Origin of the sequence: Streptomyces sp. NPDC012827, from assembly GCF_042900905.1 — a bacterium.
GTDB classification, from domain to species: Bacteria; Actinomycetota; Actinomycetes; order Streptomycetales; family Streptomycetaceae; genus Streptomyces; species Streptomyces gulbargensis.
The window spans coordinates 154,626-172,825 of the sequence record NZ_JBIBBY010000006.1; the positions used below are offsets into that span (position 1 = coordinate 154,626).

The 18,200-nt window shown below is 74.0% G+C and carries 15 protein-coding genes; 12 read left to right on the forward strand and 3 right to left on the reverse strand.

Going from position 1 to position 18,200, the window contains the following annotated elements:
- Positions 1–97 precede the first annotated feature (97 nt).
- From ACFY60_RS15395 to ACFY60_RS15415, 5 genes are all read left to right on the forward strand, one after another.
- The gene (locus ACFY60_RS15395) at positions 98–1,084 is read left to right on the forward strand and encodes a hypothetical protein (protein ID WP_388615571.1); all 987 of its coding nucleotides are present in this window, start codon (positions 98–100) and stop codon (positions 1,082–1,084) included.
- Between the two features lie 406 nt (positions 1,085–1,490).
- On the forward strand, positions 1,491–2,678 hold the full coding sequence (locus tag ACFY60_RS15400) for a S8 family peptidase (RefSeq protein WP_388615574.1): 1,188 nt from the start codon (positions 1,491–1,493) through the stop codon (positions 2,676–2,678).
- Positions 2,679–2,983: 305 nt separating this feature from the next.
- A complete protein-coding gene (locus ACFY60_RS15405; protein WP_388615576.1) occupies positions 2,984–3,667 on the forward strand; it encodes a DUF4142 domain-containing protein in 684 nt (227 codons plus the stop codon).
- A gap of 6 nt (positions 3,668–3,673) precedes the next feature.
- The gene (locus tag ACFY60_RS15410) at positions 3,674–4,300 is read left to right on the forward strand and encodes a class F sortase (protein ID WP_388615579.1); all 627 of its coding nucleotides are present in this window, start codon (positions 3,674–3,676) and stop codon (positions 4,298–4,300) included.
- Between the two features lie 44 nt (positions 4,301–4,344).
- Entirely contained in the window at positions 4,345–4,737 is a 393-nt protein-coding gene (locus tag ACFY60_RS15415; protein ID WP_388615581.1) for a hypothetical protein, read from the forward strand.
- A gap of 32 nt (positions 4,738–4,769) precedes the next feature.
- On the opposite strand, the gene ACFY60_RS15420 is transcribed toward ACFY60_RS15415, so the two are convergent.
- Positions 4,770–8,018, reverse strand: a complete 3,249-nt coding sequence (locus ACFY60_RS15420) for a CHAT domain-containing protein (RefSeq protein ID WP_388615584.1) — start codon at positions 8,016–8,018, stop codon at positions 4,770–4,772.
- 84 nt (positions 8,019–8,102) lie between these two features.
- On the opposite strand from ACFY60_RS15420, the gene ACFY60_RS15425 reads away from it, so the two are divergent.
- Together ACFY60_RS15425 and ACFY60_RS15430 are read left to right on the forward strand one after the other, a co-directional pair.
- Positions 8,103–8,744, forward strand: a complete 642-nt coding sequence (locus ACFY60_RS15425) for a DUF6338 family protein (protein WP_388615587.1) — start codon at positions 8,103–8,105, stop codon at positions 8,742–8,744.
- A gap of 6 nt (positions 8,745–8,750) precedes the next feature.
- Positions 8,751–8,960, forward strand: coding sequence for a hypothetical protein (locus tag ACFY60_RS15430; RefSeq protein ID WP_388615589.1), 210 nt, complete (start codon positions 8,751–8,753; stop codon positions 8,958–8,960).
- A gap of 71 nt (positions 8,961–9,031) precedes the next feature.
- Here ACFY60_RS15430 and ACFY60_RS15435 read toward each other — a convergent pair whose 3' ends face one another.
- Entirely contained in the window at positions 9,032–12,007 is a 2,976-nt protein-coding gene (locus ACFY60_RS15435) for a BTAD domain-containing putative transcriptional regulator (RefSeq protein WP_388615592.1), read from the reverse strand.
- Between the two features lie 80 nt (positions 12,008–12,087).
- Between ACFY60_RS15435 and ACFY60_RS15440 the strand changes: the two genes are divergently transcribed.
- From ACFY60_RS15440 to rox, 5 genes are all read left to right on the forward strand, one after another.
- The gene (locus ACFY60_RS15440) at positions 12,088–12,630 is read left to right on the forward strand and encodes a carboxymuconolactone decarboxylase family protein (RefSeq protein ID WP_388615595.1); all 543 of its coding nucleotides are present in this window, start codon (positions 12,088–12,090) and stop codon (positions 12,628–12,630) included.
- A 113-nt stretch (positions 12,631–12,743) separates the two neighbouring features.
- Positions 12,744–13,721: a GNAT family N-acetyltransferase gene (locus ACFY60_RS15445; RefSeq protein WP_388615597.1), complete on the forward strand. Its 978-nt coding sequence runs from the start codon at positions 12,744–12,746 to the stop codon at positions 13,719–13,721.
- A 61-nt stretch (positions 13,722–13,782) separates the two neighbouring features.
- The gene (locus tag ACFY60_RS15450) at positions 13,783–14,568 is read left to right on the forward strand and encodes a cupin domain-containing protein (protein WP_389458452.1); all 786 of its coding nucleotides are present in this window, start codon (positions 13,783–13,785) and stop codon (positions 14,566–14,568) included.
- 84 nt (positions 14,569–14,652) lie between these two features.
- Complete coding sequence (locus tag ACFY60_RS15455) at positions 14,653–15,915, forward strand: glycosyltransferase (protein WP_388615603.1); 1,263 nt, start codon at positions 14,653–14,655, stop codon at positions 15,913–15,915.
- Between the two features lie 85 nt (positions 15,916–16,000).
- Positions 16,001–17,428 (forward strand): rifampin monooxygenase, encoded by a 1,428-nt coding sequence (gene rox / locus ACFY60_RS15460; protein WP_388615606.1) that lies wholly within the window; start codon positions 16,001–16,003, stop codon positions 17,426–17,428.
- A gap of 163 nt (positions 17,429–17,591) precedes the next feature.
- Here the strand turns inward: rox and ACFY60_RS15465 are convergent, their stop codons facing one another.
- Complete coding sequence (locus ACFY60_RS15465; protein WP_388615690.1) at positions 17,592–17,996, reverse strand: type II toxin-antitoxin system PemK/MazF family toxin; 405 nt, start codon at positions 17,994–17,996, stop codon at positions 17,592–17,594.
- Positions 17,997–18,200 lie beyond the last annotated feature (204 nt).

Consider the following 18,200-nt stretch of genomic DNA (forward strand, 5'->3'; position numbering starts at 1 on the left):
CTCGCCGGTGGGTCCGTCACGGCGGGGAGGGTGATGTCGGCGGGCACCTGGCGGACGCGGGCCGGTGGGGCCTCGGAGGACGGGGCAAGGTGGACGGGTGGACGTCGAGGAGGTCACGGACGAGCTGTACGGGCTGACGCCGGGCGCGTTCACGGCGGCGCGCGACCGGTACGCGGCCGAGGCGCGCCGGGTGAAGGACCCGGAGGCGGCGAAGGCGATCGCGGCCCTGCGGCGTCCCACGCTCGCGGCCTGGGCGGCGAACCTGCTGGCCCGCCGGCAGCCGGACCGGGCCGGGGAGCTCCTGCGCCTCGGGGAGATGCTGCGGGAGGCGCACCGCTCGCTCGACGGCGCCCAGCTGCGGACGGCGAGCCGTCAGCAGCACCGGCTGGTGACCGCGCTGGCCCGGACGGCGGCGGAGCTGGCGGGCGAGGCGGGGCAGTCGGTGAGTGACACGGTCCTGGCCGAGATCGAGCAGACGCTGCACGCCGTGCTCGCCCGTCCGGACGTCGCCGAGCAGTGGTCCCGGGGGCGCCTTGCCAAGGTGCCGGAAGCGGCGGTCGGCTTCGGCGTCGTCACCCCGGACGCCCTGCCGCCCCGCTCCGCGCCCGCGCCCGCGCCGAAGCCCGGTCCCGGACGGCGGTCGCCGTCACGGCGCGCGCCTGGGGACACCGAGCGGCGGTCCCGGCCCAGGCCCGGACCGGGCAAGGACACCGAGCGCCGGTCGTCGTCCGAGCCCGCGCCGGATGACGCCGAGCGCCGCCGGGAGGCGCGGCGCCTGCGGGCGCTGGAGCGTGCCCGCGCGACGGCCGGGGAGGCGGCGGCGGTCGTCACGCGCCGGGAGCGGGAACGCGACGGTGCCCGGGAGCGGCGGCGGACGGCGGCCGCGAAGGCGGAGGACGCGGGCGGCCGGGTCGAGCGCCTGGAGCGCGAACTCGCGGGGGCGAAGGAAGCCGCGCGGCGGGCGCGGGAGGCCGTGACGGCGGCCGACGGCGCGGTGGAGGCGGCGGACCGGGCTCTCGACCGGGCACGGGAGGCGGCGGACCGGGCCGAGGCCGCCCGGCTGGACCTGCCGGGCGGTGACTGATCGGACGGCGGTGGCGGCCGGGCGGTGAGCCGCGCGAAGCCGGTGGAGACGCGCCCGGCCCGGCGTACGACGGGCGGCTGCACCCCGCGCTCCCGCCGCCCCTCCCCCGTACGAGCGAACGGGGCGTCCGGCCGTCGAACCTACGGGTGAAATCCGGCCACCGGCGCGCCGAGGGCGGCCGGAGGCTTGGCGGGGTTGTGATTAATCCTTTCTGCGGGTGCGGGCGGTGGGTGCGTACGGGGGTGTGACCTGGAGGTTCGCCGCCGGAGGCGTGTGGGCCGGGTGGCCGGTCGGGAGTGCAGCGGCGGGCCGGAGTTGCCGAAACGGTGCGGGGACGCGGGGAGCGGCTCCGGCGGGTGCCGGTCCCCCGTCCGCCCAGGAAACCGACTCACCGTGGGAGCACTCCATGCGCTTGATCGCGCGCTGCGCGGCACTCGCCGTCCCTCTTGTCCTCACCCCCGTGCTGGCCCTGCCCGGCGCCTCCGCCCAGGAAGAACGGCGGGTGCCCGTCCCGGTGACGCGGACCGCCGGTGTCCCGATCCCGGACAGCTACATCGTCACGCTGAAGGAGGGCGCGGACTCGTCGGCGTTCGTGTCGCGGATCCCGCTCATGACCAAACCCCGGTTCACGTACGGGACCGCGCTCTCCGGGTTCGCGGCGACCCTGACCGACGCGCAGCTCGACTTCGTACGGAAGTCGCCGCTGGTCGCCGCCGTGGAGGAGAACGCCGAGGTCGTGGTGAACAGCGCGGGCGGCCGCCCGGCGGCCCCTGCCGAGAGCTGGGGCCTGGACCGGATCGACCAGCGGGCCCTTCCGCTGGACGGTGACTTCACCACGGCCGGCGACGGCGCCGGTGTGCGGGCGTACGTGCTGGACACGGGGATCGACTACGGGCACGCGGAGTTCGGCGGGCGGGCGTCGTTCGGCTTCGACGCGATGAGCGACGGCCGTGCGGGGGCGGACTGCCAGGGCCACGGCACGCACGTGGCCGGGACGATCGGCGGCGACACGTACGGTGTCGCCCGCAAGGCCTCGCTGGTCAGCGTCCGGGTGCTGGGGTGCGACGGCAGGGGCGACTGGGCCGGGATCATCGCGGGAATGGACTGGATCGCGAAGAACGCGGTGAAGCCCGCCGTCGTCAACGCCTCCCTCGGCGGCCAGCGTTCCGCCGCGGTGAACGACGCCGCCGACGCCCTGTACGCCAGTGGTGTGCTGCCCGTGGCCGCCGCGGGCAACAGCGCCGCCGACGCCTGCGGCGTCTCCCCCGCGAGCGCCGACGGCGCCTTCACGGTCGGTGCCACGAACCGGAACGACGAGCAGACCTCCTTCTCCAACTGGGGACCGTGTCTGTCGCTCTACGCCCCCGGCCAGGACATCGAGTCCGCCAAGCTGGGCGGCGGCAGTGTGGCACTGGACGGCACCTCGATGGCCGCGCCGCACGTCGCGGGCGTCGCCGCCCTCTACCTCGCCGCCAACCCCAGCTCCTCCAGCGCGGACGTGGCCGCCTGGCTCGACCGGAGCTCCACCAAGGACGTCCTCCGGTCCGTCAGCCCGACCTCGCCCAACCGGCTGGTCTTCACCAACGGCCTCTGACAGGTAACCGGTCCCCGGTCCGGCACCGCCCCGTGCCGGACCGGGAGGGTACGGCCGATCGGCCGTTCGGCCGCGGTCACCGCGGGCAGGCCGGCCGGCGGCCGACGGCGCGAAAGCCGGAGAACGGCAGGGCGAAGGCGGCCGTGTCGCCGCACCGGACGGCGCGGCCACTCACCCGTTGTAGCGAAATGCGATGACACGGTGACGCTCCGGAGTGTCGTGCGGGGAAGCCTCGTACACAGGTGCTATCGAGGCGCCCGTACGACGTGCCCGAGGGACGCTCCCCGGGCGAAAGGAAGAACCCCATGCGGATCAGTGTCATGTCGTCCACCACCGCACTCATAGCCGCCGCGACCCTTCTCGCGGCGCCGCAGGCCCTGGCGGCCGAGCTCGGCGAGCACGACAGGACGTTCCTCAAGGCGGCGCACCAGGGCAACCTGGCCGAGATCGCCGCGGGCCAGGACGCCCAGAGGAACGCGACCACGGAGTGTGTGAAGACGGTCGGCGCCGCCCTGGTGCGCGACCACCGGAAGCTCGACGCGGCCACGACGGCACTCTCGGCGAAGCTGGGCGTGTCCCTGCCCGCGGGTCCGGCGCCGGAGGACGAGCGGAAGCTGGCGGCGGTCCGTGCGAAGGCGGGCACGCCGGCCTACGACGCCGCCTGGCTGGCCGACCAGGAGGTCGCCCACACCAAGACGCTCGCGCTGATCGACCGGGAGCTGGAGGAGGGCCGGAACAGCGAGGTCTTCGCCGCCGCCCGCTCGGCCCGGCCGGTCGTGGCCATGCACCTCGACATGGTGCGGGCCGGAACCTGTCACGCGGCGAAGGCGCCGAAGACCGTCGGAGCGGGTTCCGGTGGCCACGTCGCGGCCGCGGCCAACGACCGTGATGCCCTCGCCGGGGCGACCCTGGCGAGCGGTCTACTGCTCACGGCCGGCGCCGGATGGTGGGCCCTGCGCGGGCGCCGCCGGGCGGCCGGCGGGAGCTGACCGGACGTGGCTCGACTCCACCAGGCCTGCGCCGTGGTGGCGGTCGTGGCCGGCGGGGTGCTGATGGCGACGGGCTGGACCCTCCTCGACTCCCGCCCCGTGCGGGACGAGGGGGCCCTGCCCGTCGCCCTGCGGACACAGGGCCCGGGCCGGGCGGCGCCGCCGCCCTCGCCGCCGGTCGCCCTGGCCGTCAGCGGGCCGCACCGGCTGCACGTCACGGTCGCGGCCGTGGCCGCCACCCGTGAGGGCGGCCTCGACCTCCCGGAGGACGGCGACAGCGCCGGCTGGTGGGCGCTGGGCGCCGCGCCCGGTGCGGCACGGGGGACGGTCCTGCTGGCCGGGCACCTCGACACCCCGGCGGGCCCCGGCTCCTTCGAGGCGCTCCACGCACTGGGCGTGGGCACCCGCGTGCAGGTGAACTCGGCCGACGGCCGGGTGCACGCCTACCGGGTGACGGCACGCCGGACCTATCCGCGCACCCAACTCCCCGAGGACCTCTTCTCGTCGGCCGGCCCCGCGCGGCTCGCCCTCCTCACCTGCGCCGGTGACTACGACCCCGAGGCCGGACAGTACGACGAGAACCTCGTCCTGTACGCCGCTCCCGCCCCGGCGACCGGGCCGGCGCCGCCCTGAGGTAAGTTGAACGCGTTCAAGTAACCGAACCGGGGGGCGGGGTCATGCCGGGCACGGCGCGGGACAGCATTCATCCATGGCAGTTCGGGCTCGTCGTGCTCGCGGCGCTCACCCCCTTGCCCGCGGTGGTCGTCGCCGCCGCCGAGGGGTACGTCGACCTGCCGGCCGCCGTGCTCACCATGGTGGTGATCGCCCTCCCCCTGGTCCTCCACGCCCGGCGGACCGGCTTCGCGGTCCTCATCGGCTGTCTCGCCCCGGTGCTGCTGTTCTGGTCCTTCGTCGGCGCCATGGCCGGGATGTTCGTCTTCTTCCCCTCGGTGCTCCACCTGCTCCTGGCCCTCGGCTCGGACCCGCGCCGGAGGCCGGCCGCCGCCAAGGTGATGGCCGCCGCGGGTCTCCTGCTCTCGGTGGCCGTACCGGCCCACTTCCTGACCTGACCGCGACGGGTCGCCCCGCTTCCGTCACGGGCTCACGGACCGATGTGGACGTGCGCCGCCCACAGGCCCGGCATGCTCGGGTAGGCGGTGCGCAAGGCGCGTACCGTCTCGTGCAGGGCGAGGGCCGGATCGAAGACCGTTGCGCGGGCCAGCCGACCGTAGAAGTTCTCCGCTGCGCCGAGCGCCACTTCGTCGTCGACGCGCCACAGCGTGCCGATCACGTGCCGGTAACCGGCCACCGACAGGGCGGCACCGAAGTGCGTGGCCTCGTCGGGCAGCAGCACGGAGGTCTGCGCGGCCTCGCAGGCGGACAGGTAGGCGAGGTCGCCGCCGGGCAAATCCCGGTCCAGCACGTCCTGGGTCGTGAAGGGCCGTTCCAGGCAGTCGTGGAGCAGGAGGAGCGTGCCGTCGGGCGTGTTGATCCCGTGCCCGGCGAAGTGGAGGCAGGGGTGGCGGCCCAGGGCGTCGAGCACGGCGTCGCGGGTGGCTTCCGGCCCCTCCAGGACCACGGTTCCCGGCACCAGGTCCCGCAGCAGGTCCGCCTCCGCCGCGGCGCCCGGCAGCGGTGCCGCGCCCGGCGCGTGGGGGACGCTGACCACGAGCGGACGGCGCAGACGGCCCGGCGCGCGCCGGCGGCCGAGCCGCAGCATGCGCACGGTGGGGGCGTACGAGGAGACGGCGAGGTCGGTGAGGGACGGTCCCCCGGCTGCCGTCGCCGCGTGCAGCGGGAGGAACCACAGGGGCCCGGACGGCACCCACCAGACCCGCCGCGGTGCCTCCCCCGCCGTCTCCCCGGCACCGATCCGTTCCCACACCGGAGCCGCCACCGCGTCCCAGAGCTGTTCCAGGACCGATCCGACCGCACGTTGGTGCCGCAGGTACGCGGAGCCGTCGCGGTCCGCGCGGGCCTTCTCCGCGGCGGCGAGCGCCCGGTGCAGCGCACCGGTCGCCCCTTCCAGCCGGTCCCGCCGCATGTCCGGCAGCGCAACGGCGGACACGTCACCGTCCTGGAGGATCAGGGCCTGACCGCTCAGGGAGCCGACGTTCAGGAGGACCGTCGGCCCCTGCTCTCCGCCCGCCGTCAGATCCTCGTACCGAGGCGCCTGCCCGAACCGCTCGAAGCCCCGGACCGCCCGGACGCGCTCGGCCACCCGTTCACGTTCGCCGAGCAGCCGGCGGCGGCGCTCGGGGTGATGGGGACGATGCGCGTCGGCACCCGCCTCGAACCGGCGCAGTTCCCGCGTCGCCGCCCGGTGGGCCCGCGCGAGGTCCGGTGCGGCCTCGTCGAGCCCCGCCGTGTCCACCCGTTCGCCGAGGACCTCCGACAGCAGGACCGCGCGGTGCCGCTCGAACGCGACCACCGCGTCCCGCTCGCGGCCGAGGGCGACGAGGCAGGAGACCAGGTCGCCGGTCAGATCGCGTCCCTGTCGGAGCCAGGCGCGCCGTGCGGAGCCGGGAATGCCGTGTCCGTGCAGGTCGTGGATCCGTTCCAGCGCCCCGGTCAGCAGTTCGGCGGCCTCGGACCACCGGCCCTGCCCCAGCGCGACCGAGGCGGCGAGGCGAGCGGCGCGCAGGGCAGGCTGCGGCCCTTGGTGACCGTCGAGTCCTCGCGCGGCCTCGCGCAGCACCGCCGGCACCGACGGATCCACGGCGTTCCGGCCCGCCGACGCGGCCGCGAACACCTGGGCGTTGCCCAGGAGCGTCTGCCACTGCGGGCGGGTCAGCGGGTCGCCGCCGGTACGGATGCGCTCGCGCACGGTGGCGATCACCTCCTCGGCGCCGGTGACGTCGCCGTCGGCGACGGCGCGCAGCAGCCGCCCCTGCGTCCGGTACAACCGCAGCAGGGTGACGACCTCGGCGCGTCCCGGCGCCCCCCGGCCGGGGACCAGGGGCCGGTCGGGATCGTCGCCTCCGTCGCCGAGCAGGACGGCGGCCCGGTCAAGGAGCTCCAGCCCCTCGGCGAGATCCCGCTCCGCCGCGTCGGCGGCGACCTGGACGACGGCCCGGGACATCAGGGCGTGGCCGAGATGGACCAGGACCGTCGCGGGCAGATCGTCGTCGCCGGGCGGAACGATCCCCCGCTCGGCCAGCCGGCGCGCCTCGCGCAGTTCGGCGACGGCCGCGTCGGCGTTCTCCGTACCGCCGTGCGTCCCGTACACGGCGGTCATGTGCTCCTGGGCGGCCGCCAGGGTGACGGCGAGCTGGATCCGGCAGCCCACCTCGACGGGGTCGTCCGGCGGCAGCTGCGCGATCACGGTGCGCATGCTGCCGACGGCGTGGACGATGTCGTCCCAGACGCCGAGGCGGGCGAAGCGCACGGCGTGCAGCCGTCCGACGTTCATGCCGTGCCCCAGCGCGCCCATCGTGTCGCCGGCCAGAACGGCGCAGAGGGACGCCCTGCTCGTGCTCCTCATCGCCCGCTCGAGCGCGTGGAGGTCATCGGTGCGGTGGTACAGGCCCTCCTGCTCGTCCGCCTCCCGCAGCGCCCGCGTCCCGAACTCCCGCAGCAGGGACGCCGCCTCGGGCGCGTCGGGCGATCCGCCACGGGCGATCCGGGCGAGCGCGACCATCCCCTCCCGCCACGTCTCCTCGGCGGCATCCTCGTCCCGGTCCGCCGGCGAGGGCTCCGCCGACGGCCCGGGGACCCGGGGCCGTGGCGCGGGCGGCGCCGCCCCCGCGGCCGTGGGACCGGAGGAGAGGGCGGAGGCCGTACGGGACGCGGAAGGCGCCTTCGGAGAAGGTGCGGGCCGCTTCGGAGGCTCCGCGCCCAGCGACCTCAGGAAGGCGTCCACGTCGGCCTTCAGGTACGGGTCGCGCAAGGCCTCGGACAGCATGCGCGCGTCCCGCAGCACGTCGTCGCCCGGCACACCGCCCCGCTGCGCCACCAGGGTGCGCTTCCCGGACAGGTACTCCGTGAACGGCCGCTGGTCACCGCGCCGCGGCCGGATTCCCGGCCGGTGGCGGCCGCCGGCCAGGGTGTCCGCCTCCCGTAACAGGGCCAACGGCCGCTCCGCGTACCGCGAGTGGAGGAACAGCAGGGCCAGATCGTGGTGCGTGGCCGCCGTTGCGCCGTCGAGCGCGAGGCCACGCTCCCGGTGCAGGACGGACAGCGTACGGAAGACCGTCGCGCAGAGCGAATAGCTGCCCCTCGCCCGCCGGAGGGCCTTCGCCGCCTGCCGGTCCAGTTCGTCGTCGGTCAGCCGCTCCCGGTCGCGCGCCGCCAGCACCTCCTCGACCCATCCGATGAACGCGGCCACCACCTGGCCCGGATCCCGCCGCATCTCCGGCTCCCCCCACGTCCGTACCCTCGTCCGACTAGCCTGTCCACTATCAGGGACGCGCCCTCGCGGAAGGTGACGAATGCGATGCAACCACCCTCATCGGTGATCCAGCTGGTGCTGATGGTGGTGGCCCTTCTGCCCGGCGTCGTCTACCAGTTCGTACGCGAGCACCGGCGGGGTCCGGTCCCCGGCGAGACGGACCTCGGCCACCGGCTCCTGCGGGCGCTCACGGCGTCGGTCGTGCTGGACGGCCTGTACTTCCTGGTCCGCGGGGGCGAACTCGTCGCGCTGCTGCGGCCGGAGAGCTTTCCCGACCGGACGCGCGAGGCGGCCCTGCACGCCCTCGTCCTGTTGTTCGCCGTCCCCGCGCTCGGCGCGCTGGCGGTGTCCTGGGCGGAACAGCGGCGGTTGCGGGCGCGGTACCGGGGGACCCCGACCGCCTGGGACCACATGTTCCGGGACCGGGGCGGCTGTTTCGTCAGGATCCGGCTGAAGGACGGCACCTGGGTCGGCGGCTGGTACGGCACGAAGTCGTACGCGACGTCCTACCCGCAGGGGCCGGAACTGTTCCTGGAGTCCGCCTACCGGATGGCGGCCGACGGCACGTTCGGCGCCAGGGTGGGGAGCACCTCCGGCCTGTACGTGCGGGCGGAGGACGTCGCCGTACTGGAACTGCTCGACCCCCCGGACCACCGGACCGACCGGCCGGCGCACAGTGAGGAGTGACGCACGATGAGCCAGGACGACCGGGTCCCGGTCGGTGATCTGACCCCGCAGGAGCTCGCCTTCCTGCTGTCCACCGCCGAACCGCGCGGCTACACGCCCGACGACGCGTCGGCCGAACCCGACCGGCCCCCGGCGGGACCGGCGGGCGCGTCCCCCTCGCCGCAGCCGTCCGCCCAGGACGAGGGAGAGGACGGCCCTGCCGACGCCACGCGCTGAGCGGCCCCTCATGGCGGCGGCGCGGACCGTGCCGGGCCGAAGGGATCGTGCGGCTCGTGCGGCTCGTGCGGTCAGGGAACGGGCACGGTCGGTGGAGGTGTCTGCCGGGGGGCGGCGGGTGTCTCCGACCGCTGGGACCCGTCCGCGGTCGGCGCCAGGTCGGTGAGGAAGGTGCGGATCTCCTCGGCCTCGGGGAGGGCGAGGGCGGTGTACAGGTCGAGGGCCTGTCGGGCGTGGTCGTGGGCGAGGTCGACGCGGTCGAGGTCACGGTGGACCTTGGCCAGACCGTGGTGCGCGCGGGCCTGTTCGGGGCGGTAGCTGAACTCGCGGGCGAGGGTCAGCGCGGCGTCGTGTTCGACCGCCGCCCGGTCGAGGTCACCCATGGAACGGGCCGCCTCGGCGAGGGCGTTGAGGGACTCGGCCTCGTCGCCGGGGAAGTCGGAGCTGCGGCTCAGTTCCAGGGCGTCGTGATGGCGGCGCCGGGCCTCTTCGTAGTGGCCCTGCCGTTGGTACAGCAGTCCGGTGTTGTTCAGCACGATGATCTCGCCGATGCGGGATCCGGTCTCGCGGTACACCCGCAGCGCCTGCCTGTGGCACTCGTGGGCGTCCTCGTACCGTCCGCTCCGTTCGTGGATGACGCCGAGATCGGTCAGGCATCTGGCTTCGCCGCCACGGTCGCCGAGCTCACGGAAGAGCACGAGGGACCGTGCGCAGTGTTCGTGGGCCCGGTCGTACTCCCTCCGCCGCCTGGATACGGTGCCGAGGCCGGCCGACGCGCGGGCCTCGGCGCCCCGGTCGCCGGTCCCGCGAGCGAGGTCCAAGGCCTGCCGGTAGTGCTCGGCCGCTCGCTCGTGGGCGCCGTGCCACCAGAAGTGCACCTCGCCGAGATCGATGAGCGTGCGTGCTTCGGCGGCCGTGTCACCGCTCCGGCGGCCGGCTCGCAGGGCCAGTTCGTGGAGGGCCTGCGCGTCGGCCTGATGGGCGTGGCCCAGCAGGTAGCGGTGCAGGGTGGCGGCCAGGTGGCTGGTGTGGGTGAGCCAGTCGTGCTCGGCCGCGTACTGACCGGTCGCGATGAGGTTCGCGCGTTCGCCGTCCAGCCAGGCGATCGCCTCGGCCTCGTCCTGCGGGGGCGGTGCCGGGGCGTCCGGCGCGGGGATGCGCGGCCTGCGGTTCCTGCCCTCGGGGTAAAGGTGGTCGATGGCCTCGCTCGCGGTGTGAAGGTAATGGTGGAACAGCCGGCCGAGGGCCTCGCGCCGGGCACTCGGGGGCTCCTGGTCGGCCGCGGTGGCGAGGGCGTGTTCGCGCAGCAGGTCGTGGAAGGTGTAGCGGCCGAGCTGGTGCTGAGCCACGACATGGGCGTCCAACAGGTCCTCCAGGAGGGTCTCCGCCTCGTCGAGCGGCAGACCGGCCAGCGCGGACGCCGCCTCGGGGCCGATGTCACGGCCCGGCTGGAGACCCAGGAGCCGGAACATGCGTTGCTGATCCGCGGTCAACTGCTCGTAGGACAAGGTGAACGCCGCTGCCACCCCGCGCTCCGAGGTGGCCAGCTCGGAGAGCCTGCGGCGCTGGTCACGGAGACGGCCGGCCAGGTGGGCGACGGTCCAGCGGGGACGGTGGTGCAGTCGGGCGGCGGCGATGCGGACGGCCAGCGGCAGGAATCCGCACAGCTGCAGGACGTCGAGGACGGCGAGGGGTTCGGCGGACGCCCGTTCGCCGACGATGGCCGTGAACAGCTCCACGGCGTCCGCGGCGGGCAGCACGTCCAAGGACAGGGCTTGGGCCCCGTCCAGGTCGGTCAGCCGTCGGCGGCTGGTGATCAGGACGAGGGCGCGGGAGGCGCCGGGCAGCAACGGGCGGACCTGGTCGGCGCCGAGGGCGTTGTCCAGCACGGCCAGCACCCGGCGGCCGGAAAGTTCGGACCGCCACAGTGCCGCGCGATCGGCGACCGATGCCGGTACGAGGGAGGCGGGTACGCCGAGTTGGCCCAGGAGCAATGCGAGCGCGGCACCGGCGTCGAGGGGCGCCTGGCCTGCGGTGTGCGCCTGCAGATCGACGAAGAGCTGTCCGTCCGGGAAGTGGTCCGCGAGCCGGTGAGCCGCGTGGACCGCGAGGGTCGTCTTGCCGACCCCGGCCATGCCGTCGATCGCCGAAATCGTCACGACACCGCCTCTGTCGCTCGACCACAGGCGGATCAGCCCGTCGAGCTCGCCCTCGCGTCCGGTGAAGTCCGGGACGTCGTACGGCAGGAAGTTGCCTCCCTGCGGCCTGGCCTGCGCGGGCGCGGTGACCGGTGGGGTGACGGGCGGCCGGAGGTCGGGGGCGTCGCGCAGGATGTCCTGTTCCAGCTTGTTGAACGCGTGGCCGGGGTCCAGTCCCTGCCGCTCGGCCAGGGTCGACCGGAAGGTTCTGGCCACGTGCAAGGCATCGGTCTGGCGTCCGGCGCGGTGCAGGGCGAGCATCAGCCGGCAGCAGAGCCGTTCCCGCAACGGGTTCGCCGCCGTGTGGACGGACAGTTCGTCAATGAGGTCCTCGTGCCGCCCCCGGGCCAGCTCCAACTCGGCCAGGCGTTCGACGGCGGTCAGCCGCTGCCCGGTCAGGCGTGCTCTCGCGCTCTCCACGTAAGGGGCGGTGATGCCGGCCAGCGGCTCTCCCCGCCACAGCGCCAGCGCGGCACGTATCCGGTCGGCGATGTCCCCGGGGTCGTCGGAGACGGCCGGCGCCTTGGCGATCAGGCTGGTGAACTCGTCCAGATCGAGCTGCCCCGGCTCGGGGGTGATCACGTATCCGGCCGGCCGCGTGGCCAGCATCCGGTCGGCTTCCGATGCGCGCAGCATCCGGCGGATCGCGGCGATCGTGGTCTGGATCTGCGCGCGGGCGGAGTCCGGCGGCCGTGGCCCCCACATCGCGTCGACCAGGCGATCGGTACTGATCGCGACGCCGGCGTGCAACAACAGGTAAGCGAGCACCGCCCGGTGACGGGGCGCCAGGCCGGGAGCGTCCGAGCCGGGAGCCACGACCTCCACCGGGCCGAGGATCCTGAACCGCATTCCGTCACTCCGGGGGTCGTCGGCGCGCGCATCGAAGAAGCATCGGGAATGTATCAAGACCCCCCGGCAGGGTTGCCGGCATGCACCTCCACACCGTCGATCCGGAAGAGGCGACCGGCGAAGCCGCGACCCTGTTCACCGCCACGCACCAGGTACTGGGGGTCGTTCCCAACCTGACCAGGGTGATGGCCAACAGCCCGGCCGTACTGAAGGGATACGTAGGCGTCGTCAGCGCCCTGAGCGCGGAGGGCACCCTGTCGGCGGGTGTGCGCGAGCGCATCGCGTTGCTGGTGGCGCAGGAGAACCGATCCGACTACTGCCTGTCCGTGCATGCGTTCCGCGGCACCCGACTGGCCGGGCTGACCAGCGCCGAATCCGCCCGCGCACGGCACGGCGAGGCCGAGGACCCCTGGGCCGCCGCCGTCCTGGACCTGGCCGCCGTGGTGGTCCGGAACCACGGCGTCGTGTCCGACGCGCACCTGGACACGGCGCGGCGGGCCGGCCTCTCCGACGGGCACGTCGTCGAGGTCATCGCCCATGTGGCGCTCGGCGTGTTCACCGCCTACCTGGCCACCGCGGCGCGCGTCGAGATCGACTGGCCGCTCGTGCGCCACACCGACTGAAGGAACGTGACGACCTGAACGCACACCAGGACGCCTTCCCGCCGGACGGACCGAACCCGATGTCCCGGCCCGCGCCCCGACGCATCCGCACCATCCTCAGCGAGGAGTCCCCCTTGATCGACATCGTTCCCCTCAGCCAGGTCTCGACCGCGGACGCCACCGACTGGCACACGGTCGTGGCGGCCTCGCTCGCCCACGATCTGCCCGAGGAGCCCCTGCCCACCGTCGAACAGGTCCACGCCCGACTCGCCGTCGCGGGCCGGGACGACCACCGATCACTGTGGCTGGCCCGCGCCGCCGACGGTGCGGTGCTCGGCGCGGCCGGGCTGCGGCTGTTCACCTCGTCCGGGCAACGCCACCTGGCGGAGCTGGAGCTGCACGTCACCCCGGAGCGGCGGCGCTCGGGGGTGGGCTCGCACCTGCTGGCCACAGCGGTCAGGGCGGCGACGGCCGACCGGCGTCGCAGCCTGGTGGCCGCCGCGCCGGGCGACGGACCGAGTGGCGCCTTCTGCGCGGCGCGTGGCTTCCGGCGCGTACTGGCGCTCGATCACCTGCTGCTCGACGTCGCGGACGCCGACGACGCCGAGGCCGACGTCGAGCACCCGGGTCACGAGCTGGTCGTCTGGACCGGTACGGTTCCCGACGAGCTGGCCGAGGCGTTCGCCGCGGCGAAGAACGCGATGAACGACATGCCCACCGGCGAGATGGACTACGGCAGCCGGACCTGGACCGCGGACCGCGTCCGCGCCATGGCCGAAGTGCTGGCCGATCGCGGTGACCTGCTGCTGACGACGGCCGCGCTCGGCGAGGGGGAGATGGCCGGATACACCGAGATCGTCATCCGGGCCGGCGAGACCCGCCGGGCCCTGCAGTACGACACCGTCGTGGTGCCCGCTCATCGTGGCCAGGGTCTCGGGCTGTGGGTCAAGGCCGCGATGGTGCGCAGGCTCCGCGCGGAGCACCCCGAGATCGTGGAGATCGAGACCGACAACGCACAGGACAACACCCACATGCTCGCCGTGAACCGCCGGCTGGGTTTCCGTTTCCACCGCAGCACCCACGAATACCAGCTCGACCTGCCCGCCGCCTGAGCGGTTGCCCTCCTCCCTCCGTCCCACCCACTCCCCCGCCCGCACCTTCCGAGGAGCTTCCGTGCGCGTGTCCGCCTCCACTCTTTCCCTGACCGTCGCCGACGTCGACGCCTCGCGTGACTTCCTGTGCACCCACCTCGGCTACCAGGTGGCCATGGCCGACGACGGAGTCTGCTCGCTGACCCGCGACGACGCCGCCGTCGACGTCGTCCTGCTCCGCAGGGGTACGCAAGTTCTCCCCACCGGCCGGCGGGACCGCGAGGCGGGCGGCCTCGTCCTCACGCTCACGGTCACCGGCCTGGCGGCGGAGGAGGCCCGGTTGCGCGCGGCGGGTGCCCCCGTCACCACGCCTCCCGGACAGGAGTTCCTGCGCGAGCGGCCGTTCCGGCTGACCGACCCCAACGGGGTCGTCGTCCAGCTCGTCGAACGGGCCGTGACCGCCCCCGACGGGGGCGGTCACGAAAGCCCCGCCGCCCTGCGTGTGATCGTTCCCTCGCCCGACGACGTCACCGTCTCCCCGAACGCCACCATGACCGGCCTGGCGGCGCCCAGCCGCGGCAGCGCCGAACTCAGCACCTGGACGGTCGTGATGGAGGCCGGCGCGACCGGCCCCGAGCACTCCGTCGACCGCGAGCAGGTCTGGACGGTCACCGCGGGCGCCCTGGCGGTGACCTGCGACGGCCGCACCGAGCAGGTTCCGGCCGGACACACCTTCATCCTGCCGCCGGGCCTCGTCCGCCGCGTCCATGCCCCGCAGCACGCCGAGGCCCACGTCTCCATGCGCGCGGACGGGGTGGCCTCCGTACCCGGCACCGAGGGGACCCGTGAACTGCCCTGGGCTCGCTGACCCCTGACTCCCTGGCGGCGCCGCGGCCCCGGCAGGCCTCGAGCACCGGCCCAGGCCGGCCTCCACAGAGATGAGAAGGACGACATGCGTGTGCTGTTGATGGCGTACGGATCGCGCGGCGACATCGCGCCGCTCGCGGGACTGGCGGCGCAGTTGCGTCACCACGGGGCGGAGGTGCGCGTCTGCGCGCCGCCGGACGAGGAGTTCGCGGAACTGGTGGCCGGTGTCGGCGCGGAGCTGGTCCCTTTCGGCCGGGACGTACGCGCGCTGCGGACCGGGGCACCGCCGTCGGACGCGGCCGCGTTCGCGGCGGAGCTGGTCGCCGCGCACTTCGACACGGTCGCCCGGGCGGCCGAGGACTGTGACGTGCTCGTGGCGAGCGGTCTGATGCCGGCCGGCGCCCGCTCGGTGGCCGAGAAGCGGGGCATACGCTACGTGTACGCGGGCTTCCATCCGTTCGAGATGCCCTCGGCGCATTACCGGCCGTCGTCGCGTCCGGGCCCGCCGGCCCCACCCGGCATGACGGACAACCAGGCCCTGTGGGACCTGGACGCTCAGAAGGTCGACGCCCTGTACCTCCGTCCCCTGAACGCGCACCGTGCGGCGATCGGCCTGGCGCCGGTGGTCAACGTCCGCGACCACGTCTTCACCGAACGGCCCTGGCTGGCGGTCGACCCGGTCCTGGGCCCGTGGCAGGAGATCACGAACCTCGACCTCGTGCAGACCGGCGCGTGGATCCTGCCCGACGCTCGCCCCCTGCCCGCCGGTCTGGAGGCGTTCCTCGACGCCGGCACCCCTCCGGTGTACGTCGGGTTCGGCAGCATGCCCATGAGCACGGCCACCGACCTCGCCCGGATCACCGTCGAGGCGGCCCGGGCGCAGGGCCGCCGCGTCCTCGTCTCCCGCGGCTGGGCAGGCCTGGGGCCCGTCGACGGATCGGACGACTGCCTCGCCGTCGGTGACGTCAACCACCAGGCGCTGTTCCGCCGCGTCGCCGCCGTCGTCCACCACGGCGGCGCGGGCACCACGACCACCGCGGCTAAGGCCGGCGCGCCCCAGGTGGTGGTCCCCCAGTTCGTGGACCAGCCGCACTGGGCCGCCCGGGTCGCCGAACTGGGAATCGGAGCGGCACACGACGGTCCCACCCCGACCTTCGACTCCCTGTCGGCCGCGCTCGGTACGGTTCTGACCGCCGGGACGGAGGCACGCGCGAAGGCCGTCGCCGCGACGATCCGCACCGACGGGGCGGCCGTGGCCGCGAAGCTCCTCCTCGGCACGGGTCGGCTTCCTCTGCCCGGTCCCGCGCCGGACACCGGCCGAACAGGCCGGCCGGGAGACCGCACGTGAACTGGCACGATGCACATGACAGTTACGACATGCACGCGTGCGTCACCGGCCGACGAAGCCGGGACCCCAGGAAATGAGCGATGAAATGATCGACGTGATCGTTGTCGGCGCAGGACCGACCGGCCTGATGCTGGCCGGTGAGCTGCGGCTGCACGGGGTGCGGGTCCTCGTGCTGGACAAGGAGGCCGAGCCGACCCGGCAGTCCCGCGCCCAGGGCCTGCACGTACGCAGCATCGAGGTCATGGCACAGCGTGGTCTTCTCGAGCGGTTCCTGCCGCTCGGCCGACAGATCACCGCCGGTGGCTTCTTCGCCGGTCTCGGCAAGGCGTGGCCGGAGTGGATGGACACGGCTCATTCCTACGTCCTGGCGATCCCGCAGCAGATCACCGAACGGCTCCTGACCGAGCACGCCGTCGAGGTCGGTACCGAGATCCGGCGCGGCTGCGAGGTCGTCGGGCTGAGCCAGGACGGCCAGGGGGTGAGCGTCGAGCTGGCCGACGGCACCGGGATGCGTGCGCGCTTCGTCGTCGGTTGTGACGGTGGGCGCAGTACGGTGCGCAAGCTGCTCGGTGTCGCCTTCCCCGGTGAGCCCTCCAGGGTCGAGACCCTGCTGGGAGAGATGGAGTTGACCACGCCGCCGGTGGAACTGGCCGCCGTGATGGCGGAAGTCCGCAGAACCCAGCAGCGATTCGGCACGATGCCCCTGGGCGACGGTGTGTACCGGGTGGTCGTGCCCGCCGAGGGCGTGGCCGAGGACCGTACCGCCACGCCGACCCTGGAGGAGTTCAGGCAGCAGCTCCGGACCGTTGCCGGCACCGACTTCGGCGCCCACTCACCGCGCTGGCTGTCCCGCTTCGGCGACGCCACCCGGCAGGCCGAGCGCTACCGCGTCGACCGGGTGTTCCTCGCCGGCGACGCGGCGCACATCCACCCGCCGACCGGCGGCCAGGGGCTCAACCTCGGCATCCAGGACGCCTTCAATCTCGGCTGGAAGCTGGCCGCCGCGGTCGCCGGCTGGGCACCGGCAGGACTGCTCGACAGCTACCACGCCGAACGGCACCCGGTCGCCGCCGACGTGCTGGACAACACCCGCGCGCAGATCCAGCTGATGTCGACCGAGCCGGGTCCCCAGGCGGTGCGCCGCCTGCTGGCGGAACTGGTGGACATCGAGGAGGTGAACCGCTACCTGATCGAGAAGATCACCGCCATCGCGGTCCGCTACGACTTCGGCGAAGGCCACGAACTGCTCGGCCGGCGGCTGCGCGACATGCCACTGCGGCACGGTCGCCTCTACGAACGGATGCACACCGGCCGGGGCCTCCTCCTCGACCGGACCGGCCACCTCTCGGTCGCCGGCTGGGAGGACCGGGTCGACCACGTCGTCGACCCCGTCGAGGAACTCGACGCACCCGCCGTACTGCTGCGCCCCGACGGCCACGTGGCGTGGGTCGGCGAGGACCAGCGGGAACTCCTCGCGCGCTTGTCCGAGTGGTTCGGCACGGCAACCGGCTGAGCGGGCCGGCCCCGGGTCCGGGGCCGGGCACCGCTGTGATCAGCGCATGTCCGCGGTACTCCAGCCGTGGATCGTGATCTCGATGGCGAGGGGCGCCGAGGCGGCAGCCGGGCGGCCTCGGCCGTCCGGCCCAGGCCGCCCACGCCCTCGGCTTCATCTCCGTCTACCCGAGTTCACCGCGACGGAGGGCGTCCCTCATCGCACTGAGCTTCGCGGTCGTCGCCGGGGTCTGCTCCTGCGCTTGTTCAGCGAGTCGGAGGGCATCGTCGATCTCGCTGAGCTTCGCCGGGGACAGGACGGCCGCCCGCTCCATCAGGTCGTCCCGTGACACAGTGGTCAGCCACGTGCAAGGGGTAAGGCCTGGACGCGGGAACGCGAGCCGCAGCACGCCTTCGAACGGCACGCCTTCACCGGTGCCCACCTTCACTTCGATGCCCAGACCGCTGATGTCGACGCCCGCCGGAGCGACGACCTGCATCGCCCGGATCCCGGACGGGTCGTCTCCCGACAGCAGTACGACCAAACTCCGCTCGTCGAACTGGACCCACCAGACTTCGCCACGTTGCACAAGTCCTCCGGAGACAGGACGGCAGACCGCCGTTGCGCGAGTCTGACACGCTGTGGAGACGGGTGTGGTCACCGTTGTCATCGGTGTGTGAAGACCGAAGATCACGCGGTGGCCGCGGTTCACAGCGCAGACCCTACCCAGGACCGGCATGGGCTTTGGCCCTGTTCGACGGCCGGGTGCAGCTTGGTGGTGAACCCTCCGGGC

What these genes read in the sequence shown, in the direction of transcription:
- ACFY60_RS15400 (WP_388615574.1), top strand. Translation starts at nt 1,491, where the DNA reads ATGCGCTTGATCGCGCGCTGCGCGGCACTCGCCGTCCCTCTTGTCCTC.
- ACFY60_RS15405 (WP_388615576.1), top strand. Translation starts at nt 2,984, where the DNA reads ATGCGGATCAGTGTCATGTCGTCCACCACCGCACTCATAGCCGCCGCG.
- ACFY60_RS15415 (WP_388615581.1), top strand. Translation starts at nt 4,345, where the DNA reads ATGCCGGGCACGGCGCGGGACAGCATTCATCCATGGCAGTTCGGGCTC.
- ACFY60_RS15420 (WP_388615584.1), bottom strand. Translation starts at nt 8,018, where the DNA reads ATGCGGCGGGATCCGGGCCAGGTGGTGGCCGCGTTCATCGGATGGGTC.
- ACFY60_RS15425 (WP_388615587.1), top strand. Translation starts at nt 8,103, where the DNA reads ATGCAACCACCCTCATCGGTGATCCAGCTGGTGCTGATGGTGGTGGCC.
- ACFY60_RS15430 (WP_388615589.1), top strand. Translation starts at nt 8,751, where the DNA reads ATGAGCCAGGACGACCGGGTCCCGGTCGGTGATCTGACCCCGCAGGAG.
- ACFY60_RS15435 (WP_388615592.1), bottom strand. Translation starts at nt 12,007, where the DNA reads ATGCGGTTCAGGATCCTCGGCCCGGTGGAGGTCGTGGCTCCCGGCTCG.
- ACFY60_RS15440 (WP_388615595.1), top strand. Translation starts at nt 12,088, where the DNA reads ATGCACCTCCACACCGTCGATCCGGAAGAGGCGACCGGCGAAGCCGCG.
- ACFY60_RS15455 (WP_388615603.1), top strand. Translation starts at nt 14,653, where the DNA reads ATGCGTGTGCTGTTGATGGCGTACGGATCGCGCGGCGACATCGCGCCG.
- rox (WP_388615606.1), top strand. Translation starts at nt 16,001, where the DNA reads ATGATCGACGTGATCGTTGTCGGCGCAGGACCGACCGGCCTGATGCTG.